Below are 11619 nucleotides of genomic sequence, written 5' to 3'. Positions count from 1 at the left end.
CATGGCGGGGGCGGCCGGGCCGCCCGCGGCCGCGGGGCTCCCACCGAACGCGAAGGCCCCGGCAGGGGCTGCGAACCCGTCCTGGCCCGCACCGGGTGCCGGGATGCCCGGGATCCCCGGGGCACCCGGCGGGAGGGGAACCGCCGTCGTCGCCGGCGCGGCCGTGCGGGCTGCGCGAGGTGCTGCCGCGGGTGCGGGGCTCTTGCGCGCATCGAGCATCACGGTCTTCGCGACCCGGTCGTGCCATCCCTGGAAGCGACCAGAGCTGTCGAAGAGCGGCGTGAAGTACCCGACGACGATCCAGCCTGAGACTCCGAACACGACGTTGCGCAGCAGCGCGCGACCGAACCCGACCTGCGTCCCATCGGCCGCCGAGGCCAGACGCACACCCTGCGCGCGCATGCCGATGGAGCCCGATTTCGTCTGCATGACCGTGTAGACCAGCATCCAGGCGAGGAGGACGAGCAGCAGCACTCCCCAGCCGATCAGCGTCGCCATCAGGTACGCCATGAAGGACTCGGATGCCTGGAGGACCCCGCCGAGCACGACGTACAGAATGACCGCCCCGATGATCGCGATCCCCGCGGCGATGAGCGCATCGATCAGGTACGCGACCGCACGCCGCGAGATCGGCGCGATGGTGTCGATCGATGGCTCAGTCATGGGGTCTCGCTCTCGGCTGAGGTGGACGTCGTCGTTCGGGTGCTGCTCTTGATCGTGCCAGGTTCACGATGAACCCGCGCGGCCGCGGCCTCCTTCAGGTTCTGCACGCCGTTCGCGACGGCGGTGCCCCCGATCAGCGAACGGAGGTTGAGCCGGGCGCGCAGACGCTTCCAGAACCCGGCCTCCTTGCCGAGGCCTCCGACGATCCCGTCGACCTCGGCCCAGAACTCATCGACCTGGGCGGGTGTCGGCTCCGACGGACCGAACACCTCGGCATCGGCGCGGTCTGCGAGAGCCGTGACAGCCGGGATCGGGAGGGATGCGGCGAGCGTCGCCGCCTCCTCCGCGCGCGTCCCGCCCGGAGCGAGACGCGCCCCGTAGTCGATGGCGCGGTCGGTGAGCTCGTCCCAGCCGCCGGTGATCCGGTCGGAGGTGCGCGCCGCGTTCCGGCGCGTGCGGCGCTTCGCCGCCTTCCATGCGCCGATCACGATGAACGGCGAGGCGAGCAGTGCCATCACGCCCAGCGCCGTGCCGCCAATCGCTGCGATCAGGCCGAGCAGGGCGGCGAGGTTGAACGTCTCGTCGTCGCCCTTGCGGTCGTCGGGAAGAGTCGGCGGCAGGTCGACGGGCTCCTGCGGCGGAGGCGGCGGCTGCAGCACCTGCGGCTTCGGGTCGACCTTGGGCTTGGTGTTCTGGTCGTTCGGGACCTTGTCCTCGGGCGGGGTCGGGTTGAAGGTCACCCAGCCGACGCTCTCGAAGTTCACCTCGACCCAGGCGTGGACGTCGTCTCCCGTTGCGGCGAACTCGGCGTCGCCCTCGTGGTCTTCATCGGGGTAGTAGCCCATGACGACGCGGGCGGGGATGCCGACCTCGCGCGCGAGCAGGGCCATCGCCACCGCGTACTGCTCGTCGTCGCCGATCATCTGGTCACCGCCGACGAGTGTCGAGATGCGCTCGGACGTGTGCCCCGCTCGCGAGAGCACCTCCCCCTCCAGGCCGTGGCTGAAGAAGCCGCCGTCGGCGAGGAACGTCTCGAGGGCCCGGACCTGCTCGATGGGAGACTCCGCACCGGCCACGGTCTCGGCCGCGAGCGAGGTCAGCTCCTCGGGCACGTTGCTCTGCTTCGGAAGAGCGACCTTGCCGAAGTCGACGTCGGCGAGCTGGGTGTCGTCGACCTTGGCAGGGATCACGGTGTCGACCGTGTAGGTGTCGCCCTCGCCCAGCCTCTCGGTGACCACGGCGGTCCCGGTGTCGCTGTTGTAGTACCCCGAGCGGCGCAGCTCCTCGGCGCGCTTGCCGGTGAAGTCGATCTCCGAGACTGCGCCTGCGTCCGGCATCCATACTCCGCTGTAGTCCTCGATGGACACCTTCAGCGTCACAGGGACGCCCTCGGCGTCGGGTGACATGTTCGAGCGCAGCGGCGCGAAGGCGCTTGAGGAGCCGGGGCCTCCGTCTGTGACGTTGTAGACCTGACCGTCGAACTGATCCATGACCGCGATGCGGATGCGCGCCCCCTTGGGCAGCCCGCTCACCGTGAAGAGCGTCTTCTCGGCCTCATCGCGCACATTCTTGCGGAACGACTGCAGGGGGCTCGGGTAGTCGTGCACGTTGAACGGGGGGATCACGACATCGCGGAACACGTGCCGAGGCTGCACGGGCTGGGCGATCGCGCTGGAGGCGATACCCGCTCCGCCCGCCACCGCGAGCACCGCGACGCCGGCGAGAAGCCGCCGCATCCGCATGTACGCGGCTCGAGCAGGGTCCACCTCGCTCACCGAGACGGCCGCGTTCTGGGGAGCCCAGAGCTGCCGCAGCGCGAGCCAGGAGATGGCGAAGATCGCGAAGACCAGGCCCTGTGCCAGAGGGAACGCAGGCTCGGGCGTTCCCAGCACGATCGCGAGGACCAGCACGACCCCCGCGGGGATCAGCGCCCAGCCCACGTGACTCAGACGCAGGGCGAGGGATGCCGTGAGCACCGTGCCCACGAGGGAGAGCACCAGCGGAACGATGAGGTGGCCGTCGGCCGCGGCGACCGGGGCGACCGTCGTGAGCATCTGCTTCCACGAGGTGATCACCCCGAGCGCGAGTCTCTGCAGCGTGTCGATGGTCGGCACCACACCGAGGAACGCCGTGTGCGGCAGCGCGAGAGCTCCGCCGAACAGGAAGTAGGCGGCGAGCGTGAGGCCCGTGATGATCAGGATGCCCCAGCGGCGCCACATCGCCACGGCCGCGATCGCGAGGCCGAGCAGGATGCCGCCCACGACGGCCGGCAGGTAGGAGGGCCCGGCGAACGTCGTCCAGAACCCGGTCATCGCGACGGCGATGAGCACCGCGGTCACGCCCAGGTCGAGGACCCAGCGGCGCATAGGCAGCGCGGTGGGTCGATCCACCATGGGTCCCTGACCCTGTCGAAGGGCCTGAGTGGAGCGCGGGGCACGAAGGGCCTGAGCGAGGCGCGGGAGACGAGCGGTCATGCGAGCACCTTCTGCAGTGCGAGGGGGATCTGCTCCAGGGCGCCGATCGTCACGACATCCGCCTCTCCGATGCGCCGCAGCCCCGGAGTCGTCACGGTGCGATCGGCGACCACGGCGAGCACCCTGGCGCCGAAGGGCAGCCGAGAGCAGGCCATGCGCAGATCGTCGCTGCGGACCTTGGAGCCGCAGATGAGCACCACGACGCTCGCGAGCGGCATGGTCCGCGCGAGCACACCGGCGAGGTCGTCGATGCCGCCGCGGCGCGGCCGGGAGTTCTTGACGGCCGACAGCGAGTCCAGCAGCTGCTTGCCGGTGCCGGCCGGCAGCTCGCGGCCCTGCACGCGCACGTCGACCCGCTGGGAGTCGCGGATGGCGCGCAGGCCGATGGAGCCGGCCGCCGAGATCGCCAGTTCGAAATCCTCGGGGGTCGCGTACTCGAAGCCCGCGCGAGACAGGCCGATCACGAAGTGCGAACGACGCGTCTCCTCGTACTGGCGCATCATCAGAGTTCCGGTGCGCGCTGTGGACTTCCAGTGCACGTGGCGCAGATCGTCGCCCGGCTGGTACTCCAGCAGGGCGTGAAACGACACGTCATCACGCGACAGATCTGTGGCGGGAAGCCCCTCGAGATCGCGGAGGTAGCCCAGCGACTGGCCGTCGAACAGAATCGTCCGGGGGTGCACGAACAGGTCGACGGGATCATCGCGACGATGGGCGCGCTCGAACAGGCCCAGCGGATCTCCGCGCACGACGCTGACCGGGCCGACCTTCACGACCCCGCGCCTCTGGGTCGGGATCGTGAAGAGCTCTTCGGCCTCTTCGCCGGGTGCGAGCCGCTGGATGCCGAACTCGCCGCGGCCCGCGCCGACCGGCAGCACGACGCGCGAGGGCAGGATGGCCCTGGTTCCGCGGTTCGCGAGCGTGAGCGCGCCGATCGCCCGCTCGCCGACGACGACGCGAGTGCGCGCGAGGTCGAGCGACACGTCGTACGCGGTGCGCCCGATGAGGAACAGCGCGCACAGCGCGACCGTGATCGCGATCACCACGGCGGCGAACGTGAACTCGGCCCATCCCCCGATCTGCCCGAGGATCCAGAACCCCACGGCAAGCGCCATCAGCACCCAGGCGAGGGGACGGATGGCGGCGGTGATCCTGCGGAGGCGCGCGAGGAGACGCGCGCCGATGACCGCCGCGATGTCGCGCCATCCGGCGTCGCGGGTGGTCGGCGCGGGCGACGCCTCGAGTGCCTCCGTCGTCATCATGCCGCCGTTCGCGCCTGGGGCGCCGGAACCGCGTCGAGCACGCGCGCGATCACGACCTCACCCGTGGTCCCGGCGAACTCGGCCTCTGCATCGAGCAGGAGACGGTGCTGCCATACCGGGCGGGCCAGGCTCTTGATGTCGTCCGGAAGAACGAAGTGGCGCCCCTGCGTGGCCGCCCAGATCTTGGCGAGGCGGACCATCGCGATGGCGCCTCGCACCGAGACGCCCAGGCGGATGCCGGGGTCCTTGCGGGTCGCCTCGGCGAGTTCTGCAACGTAGCGCAGCACAGCGGGCTCGACGTGCACGGTGGCGCCGAGATCCGCCATGTCGGCGACGGCGTTGGTCGTGATGACCGCGGTGAGGCCGGCAGAGGGATTGCGGTCGGATGCTCCGGCCAGGATGCTCTCGGTGATCGCCAGGTCGGGGTAGCCGATCGAGGTCTTGATCAGGAAGCGGTCGAGCTGCGCCTCGGGGAGCTTGTAGGTCCCTGCCTGCTCGATCGGGTTCTGGGTCGCGATCACGAGGAACGGCCGGCCGGTCTCGTGGGTCACGCCGTCGACCGTGACGCGCGATTCCTCCATGACCTCGAGAAGGGCGGACTGCGTCTTCGGGGAGGCGCGGTTGATCTCGTCGGCGAGGACGATGGATGCGAAGATCGGGCCCTTGTGGAACTCGAAGCGGTGCTGCTGCTGGTCGTAGATCGTCACGCCGGTGACGTCGGAGGGCAGCAGGTCGGGGGTGAACTGGATGCGGGCGCTGGTGCCCTGCACGGTGGAGGCGAGCGCCTTGGCGAGGCTGGTCTTACCGGTTCCCGGTGCGTCCTCGAGCAGCACGTGGCCTTCCGCGAGCATCGACGCGAGCACGAGCGAGACCACCTCGCGCTTGCCCTGCACCGCCTTGTCGACGTTGTCGACGAGGCGGCTGAAGGTGCCCTGGAACCAGGTCGCCTGTTCGGGGGTCATAGTCATGAGGGTGCTGCTTCCTATTCGTGTGGTTCTGATGCTCTGGAGCATGGGCGCCGGCCGGACGCTACCAGCCGCGTTTCTCGTAGTCTTTGCCGTCGATCGTGACCCAGACGTTCTCTCCCGGGTACCCGAAGTAGCACCAGTCGAGGTCGGTCGCGCCGTTCGCCGGGAGAGACACCGTGTGAGCGCTGCCCAGCGTTCCCCTGGCCGACTGGCAGGTCACGCTGTGCTGGCCTGCGTCGAAGTCCTTCGTGGTGACGCGGAAGAACGCGCAGTAGCTGGAGCTGCACCCCGGCTGTCCTTGAGCGTCGGTTCCCCTGGTGACCCAGGCCCGCGGGTTCGGCGGATTGCTCGTGGTCGCGGACGCCGATGCGACCGCGCTCCATTGGCCGGCCGAGTCCTGCGCCCTGACCTGGATGGTGTGCGTCTGGTTGTACCCGTTGCCCGGGGTGCGGGAGCCGGTCTGCGCGACGCCCTGCCATCCGTTGCCGTCGATGTTGATCTGAGTGACCATGATCGGTCGGCCGTTGCCGGAGTTGCGTGAGTCCCAGGTGACCTCGACGCTCGTGCCGAGGTTCCTCGCGGTGGCGACGGGCGTCCTGGGCGTGCCGTACGGGACTCCTGCGACCCCGTTCGATGGCGCTCCGGCGTAGGTGGAGCCGTTGACCGTTGCCACTCCCCTGAGCTCGACGGTGTAGGAGGTGCCGTTGGCGAGGCCCCCGATCACGTTGTTGCCGGGGAGCCCCGCCCATCCGCCCCCATTGAGGCGGTACTGATAGGCGACCTCGCCCGCCCGCGCGCCGTTGCGTGCTCCGGGGTTGTACGAGACCGTGAGCTGCCGATCGCCCTCTTGGACGGCGGTGATCTGCGGGGCGCCCGGCGCGGTCACGCCGCGCCGGGGTGCGGACGGCGCGCTGTAGTCGCCCCAGCCGGCCTTGTTGTGTCCCCTGATGCGGAACGTGTACTCGGTCTCGCTGGTCGGCAGGGTCACGGCCTGGCTCGTGGCGCCCGCCCCCGGTGTGAGCGTGCGAACGAGTGCCGATCCTTCGTAGACCTCGAGCTGGTAGCTGTCGATCGCATCGCCGTTGTTGTCGGGTGTCTGCCAGTTGACCTGCATCTGCGCCTGCGAGCCGACCGGTGAGAGCTCCTGCGTCGTCGGCGCCGCGGCCGCGAGCGGCGGTCCCGCGGGGATCTCGGTGCCCGACCAGCCGCTCCAGCTCGACGGCTCCGGCGCCTTGTTGTGCGCCTGGATGCGCACCTGGTAATTGGTGCCGTTCTCGAGGCCCTCCCAGGTCATCGAGTTTCCGGTGACCTCCTTCTGGGCGATCCCGGACGGCGGCGCGGGCGAGATCTCCAGCGTGTAGCGCTCGACGGGAGACCCGGGTGTGGACGGCGTCGTCCAGCTCACCGCCAGAGACTTGTCGCCGAAGACGAGGGCAGGCGGGGTGGGGGTGTCCGGCCGTGCATCCGGCCTTGCGACCGCCGAGACGCCGGAGGGCTCACTCTCGCCGACGCGGTTGGTGGCCGTGACCTGGAACGTGTACTCGACGTTGTTCGTGAGCCCGTCGAGCGTGCATGTCGTCGACTGGCAGTCCTTCGAGTAGGCGCCTCCGCCGACCGCCTTCACCGTGTACTTCGTGATCTCGGCGCCGTTGTTCGACGGGGCGGAGTACGACACCACGACCGTGCGGTCCTGCACGCTGACGACCGTCGGCGCTCCGGGCGCCTCGGGGGCGCCCTGCACCGTGACGACGACCTTGCCGTCGGCCTCCCGATCGGCATCCTTCGTCGCATCCTGGATGCGGTACCGCACGACCAGCGTCCCGACGAAGTCCTTCGCCGGGGTGATCACGAGCTCGTCCCCCTTCTTGTCGACGTCGCCCGATCCCGACTCGATGACCTGCGAGACGATCTTGAGGGGCGTGTCGGGGAAGGGGTTGAAGTCGTTGGCGAGCACCGGCACGGTGATCGTGCGGCCCTGATCCGCTGCGGCGATCGTGTCGGTGTTGGCTGCAGGGAGCGCCCTGGTCGACGCGTCCACGATGACGGTGACCGTGCCCTCCACCGGTTCGGTCTCGCCGTCGGAGATCCGCAGCGTCAGGGTCAGGGCGGTGCCCTTCTTCGCACCCGACGAGGCCTCGACCTCGAGCTGGTCGCCGTCGACCTTCGCCGAGACGCCCTTGCCCGCGCCGCTCACATATTTGAACTCGTGCTCGTCGTCGGCGTCCGGGTCGACCGTGAGCGCTTCCAGGTCGAGCGTGGTCGCCTCTTCACCAGGGGCGACCTTCACTTCACCGCTGATGAACTCCGGCGGCTGGTTCTCGGACGGAAGCACGTCGATCGGGATCGTCAGCGTGGATGTGCGTCCCTCGGGATCGTCGGGCCCCGTGCCGTCGGTGACCTCGAAGGTGAGCGCATCCTGTCCGAAGTAGCCGTCGGCGGACGTGTAGACGAGCGTGCTCTCGTCCTTGACCAGATCCGCGCCGTCGGCGTGCACGGCGCTGACCTTGGCGTGCTCCGTGATCCGGGTCGTCCCGCCGCCTGCCACGACGACGTATTTCGACAGCGGCAGCTCGATGGTCTCGCCGCTGACCACTTCGACGGGCTTGGTCGAATCCAGCGCGGGTCGCAGCCCTGAGACGGCGGGGACGAAGATGAACGCCGAGGCCTCGAGCCCGTCTTGGTCGGTGAGCGTGTAGCGGATGAGCTGCTGTTCGTCGGTCACCGTGACGCGCACCGTGCCGTTCTTCAGCAGCGTCGCCCCTGCACCGAGGTCGAGGTCGAGCCCCTCGGTCGTGCCGTCGGGGTCTTCATCGTTCTTCAGGATGTCGATGTCGGCGGTCAGGCCGCCCTTCGCCACGTCTTCGGATCGCACCCGGTCGTCTCGCGCGATGGGGGCCAGCAGCGGCACGTCGTCGTCGACGGTGATCTGGAGCACGGCGGATGCCGTCGCACCGCGCGAATCGCGGATCGTGTACTGCAGCGAGGTCTCGAGCGCGCGGTTCGGGGCATCGATCAGCACGCGGTCGCCCGAGACGCGGGCCGAGAGCCCGTCGATGTCCGGCACCTCGAGGCCGTCGTTCTTCTCGCTCACCAGCGTGATCTTGTCGCCCTCGGGGTCGGAGTCGTTCGCCATCACCGGCACTGCGATCTCGCGTCCCGGGCGCACCACGACCGCATCCTTCACCGCGAAGGGCTCCTGGTTGACCATCTGCACCGGGGCGATGCCGACGCGGATGGTCGCGGTGCTCTCCTTGCCCAGATGATCGCGCACGCGATAAGTGAACGTGTCGACGCCCGACGACCCCCGGAATGCCTCGTACGTGAAGAAGTTGGGACCGGTCGCGGTGATGCGGCCCTTCGTGGGGCTCGAAGCGATGTCCAGCAGCTCGACCGAGTCGCCGTCGGCATCGATGCCGTCCAGCGGCACCGCGATGTTGGTCTCCGACCCGGCGAGCGCCCTCGCCACGAGATCCTGAGGACGCGGCGCCGAGTTGGTCGCCTCATCGACCGGCAGCACCTGAATGGTGACGAGACCGGCCGCCTTCTGCTGGCGCGAGTCCACGGCCTCGTACGTCAGGTACACCGTCTTCGCCTCGGACCCGGCCTTGAACCGCACCGCATCCTGAGACACGAACGCCTCGCCGTCGGCGGGGTCGACGATCGGCTCGATGAGGGCGGGGGCGACGTGCAGGGCGTCGCCGCTCGGCTGCACGTCGTTGTCGAGCACGGGGATCGTGACGACGTCGCCCGCGCGGACATAGGCGGTGTCGGGCGTCGCGACCGGCGGGAGGATGCTGTCGGGCGCCGGGATCGGGATGACGATGACCTCGCCGTCGGCCGATGCGGAGCCGTTCGAGATCGTGTACTCGATGCGGATCTGGCCTTCGAGCGAACCCTGGTCGGTGATCCGCAGCGTCTCATGGTCAAGAACCGAGACGGAGACGCCGCTGCTGGGGTCGATCGAGACCGACTGCACCACGAGGATGCCGCCACCGGGGTCGGAGTCGTTGGCCAGCACGCCGATCAGCACGTCGCCGCCGGCCGGCAGCAGCGCCACATCGCGCACCGCGATGGGCGGAAGCTCGGAGGCGCTCGCGTCGAGCACGTCGACTCGGACCAGACCCTCGGCGTTCTTGGGGCCGGCGGTCGCCAGATACTGCACGTAGTAGGTGCCGGGCGCCTGTGCCGTGAAGCTGAACTGCTGGTTCGTGAAGTCGGGCGCCACGGCCGCGCCGGGTGCATCGCCGACGCGTCCGAGCCGCAGCGGCTCGGCTCCTGAGCTCGTGTCGTTCGCCAGCGGCGACACCGTCACCTGCTCGCCGACCCGCGTCACCACGTGGTCGGCATTCGTCTTCGGGTCGGTGCTGCCCTCGGCGCGCACGTCGAGAGTGATCGTCGCGGTGCCCACCTCGCCGAAGCCGTCGGCCACGGTGACCTCGATGTCCTTGCGGCCCTGCAGGCTCGCGGTGGCCTTGTAGCTGATCTGGCCGTCGGTCGTGAACTCGACCTCATCGCCGGGCGCCGCGATGACGGACTTCAGATAGATGTCGTCGCCGTCGGGGTCGATCCAGTCGGGAAGGATGTTGTACGAGATCGTGCCGCCGGTCTCGACTGTGAGGCTCGTCTTGCGCTTCGGCCCGGGTGCCGAGTTCACATCCCAGCCGTGCACCGAGAGCGTGACGACAGCCGTGTCCGTGCCGCCGCGGCCGTCATCCGCCTTGTAGGTGAAGCTGCCGGATCCGGACGCCTTCTCGTCGACGGCGATCTGCAGCGATCCGCCGTCCTGGATCGGCTGCACCGTGCCGAGGGCGGGCTGCTGCTCTGCGAGCGCCGCGACGAGGACGTCGCCGTCGGGGTCGTTGTCGTTGTCGAGGACGGGGAGCATGGTCGACGCTCCGGGCCGCACGCCGAAGGAGTCGTCTTCGGCGACCGGCGGGGTGTTCTGATCCGAGCGCTCGGGGAGGGTCGTCTGGACCGTCTCCTGCGTGGTGTCCTCCTGGTCGTCGGACTCGCCCTCCGGCGGGGTGAGATCCTCCCAGTTGTCGACCTGTGACAGGCTCTCGTCGGCCAGCCACGCCTCGCCGCCGACCGCGTCGTTCAGCACGATGACATCGCGGTTGACGCGGAACGTCAAAGCGGTCGCGTCGCGCGCACCGGGGATCTTCGACGCGACGTCGCTGCCGTCGCCCGTGCAGTCGCGCACGAACCTCGCGCTACCAGCCCAGGCTCCGTACGCGCACCCGCGCAGCGAGACGGGTGTCGCGGGATCTCCTTCGCCGCCGGCCTTCGTGACCGTCGGCTCGCCGCCGTCGAGGGGCACCGAGAAAAGCGCGTCCTTCGTCGCGACGACCACCGCCGATGCCGCGGCGGACGGCTGCTGGAGCACGGCATCCGCCGCATCCGGGATCTTCGTGCGGAATCCGCCGGGAGTCGTCAGCACGCCCGCTGCGGCGTCGAGCACGACGGGGGTGCGCCCGACAGCCGTGATGTGCGGAGCCGACGAGTCATCGAGGTCGCCGATCGACGACGTGGATGATTCGAGCGGCTGACCCTCGTTGTCGACGGGGATCGTGACGATCTCGTCACGGGCGGAGGCGAGTCCGAACACGGTGCCGTCCTGCGCGACGGCGACATCCGCGCCCTTGCCCAGTTCAGCGGCCGGTTCGGCGGTCTCGGGCTCGAAGGCGGCGATGCCGCGGACCGGCACGACCCAGAGATCGCCCGAGTCGCGGTCGAGCACGGCCGCGGTCCGCGCGCCGAGCGCCACCTTCGCGGATGCCGGCAGCTTCGCGGAGTCGCCGAGCGTGACCCTGGCGGGGTCGACGGCGGTGACGGTCGAGGCGGTCTCATCGACCACGAGGACGTTCGACTCGTCCTGCAGGATGTCGTAGTCCTCTGCGGCCGTGCGCAGCCCGCCGTCGAGGAGGGTCGATTCGTGATTGAAATGACCGACCAGCAGGCTCGAGGTCTTCGTGATCCACACGCCACCGTCGTTCAGGTCGACCTTCGTCGTCGGATTGCCCTGGTAGGAGAACGCCAGAGTCGTGACCGTGACGGCGGCCGCAGCCACGGCGGCAGCAGACGCGAGCTGCCGCGGGCGCGCGCGCATCCACGTCAAGGCCTTCATCCCTGGACTCCCCCTGGGTCTCGATCGCACTCTCCGCGCCGTTGCGATAAGCCACGACGCACCCGTCGAGTCTAACCGCCGGTGCGAAAAGCCCCCATGGGCAGATCTGCCCGCCTGCAGCGGTC

At 69.6% G+C, this 11619-nt stretch carries 5 protein-coding genes; all 5 read right to left on the bottom strand.

The features are described 5' to 3' along the window. A partial coding sequence (locus RS84_RS06710; RefSeq protein ID WP_160298166.1) for an RDD family protein occupies positions 1-663 on the bottom strand: 663 nt, incomplete at its 3' end. Then, the gene (locus RS84_RS06705; RefSeq protein ID WP_235281407.1) at positions 660-3137 is read right to left on the bottom strand and encodes a transglutaminaseTgpA domain-containing protein; all 2478 of its coding nucleotides are present in this window, start codon (positions 3135-3137) and stop codon (positions 660-662) included. The genes RS84_RS06705 and RS84_RS06710, both read right to left, overlap by 4 nt. Beyond that, positions 3134-4396 carry a DUF58 domain-containing protein gene (locus tag RS84_RS06700; protein WP_045257029.1) on the bottom strand — a complete coding sequence of 421 codons (1263 nt, stop codon included), beginning with the start codon at positions 4394-4396 and terminating at the stop codon, positions 3134-3136. The genes RS84_RS06705 and RS84_RS06700 overlap by 4 nt, the downstream gene beginning before the upstream one ends. After that, the gene (locus RS84_RS06695) at positions 4396-5367 is read right to left on the bottom strand and encodes an AAA family ATPase (RefSeq protein WP_045256969.1); all 972 of its coding nucleotides are present in this window, start codon (positions 5365-5367) and stop codon (positions 4396-4398) included. The genes RS84_RS06700 and RS84_RS06695 overlap by 1 nt, the downstream gene beginning before the upstream one ends. A gap of 61 nt (positions 5368-5428) precedes the next feature. Further along, entirely contained in the window at positions 5429-11494 is a 6066-nt protein-coding gene (locus RS84_RS06690; protein WP_045256968.1) for an Ig-like domain-containing protein, read from the bottom strand. Positions 11495-11619 lie beyond the last annotated feature (125 nt).

Source organism: Microbacterium hydrocarbonoxydans (genome assembly GCF_000956475.1).
Lineage (GTDB): Bacteria > Actinomycetota > Actinomycetes > Actinomycetales > Microbacteriaceae > Microbacterium > Microbacterium hydrocarbonoxydans_A.
Note: the sequence above shows the minus strand (reverse complement) of the source record. Positions and strands in the feature narration are given on the sequence as shown.

What these genes read in the sequence shown, in the direction of transcription:
- RS84_RS06705 (WP_235281407.1), bottom strand. Translation starts at nt 3,137, where the DNA reads ATGACCGCTCGTCTCCCGCGCCTCGCTCAGGCCCTTCGTGCCCCGCGC.
- RS84_RS06700 (WP_045257029.1), bottom strand. Translation starts at nt 4,396, where the DNA reads ATGACGACGGAGGCACTCGAGGCGTCGCCCGCGCCGACCACCCGCGAC.
- RS84_RS06695 (WP_045256969.1), bottom strand. Translation starts at nt 5,367, where the DNA reads ATGACTATGACCCCCGAACAGGCGACCTGGTTCCAGGGCACCTTCAGC.
- RS84_RS06690 (WP_045256968.1), bottom strand. Translation starts at nt 11,494, where the DNA reads ATGAAGGCCTTGACGTGGATGCGCGCGCGCCCGCGGCAGCTCGCGTCT.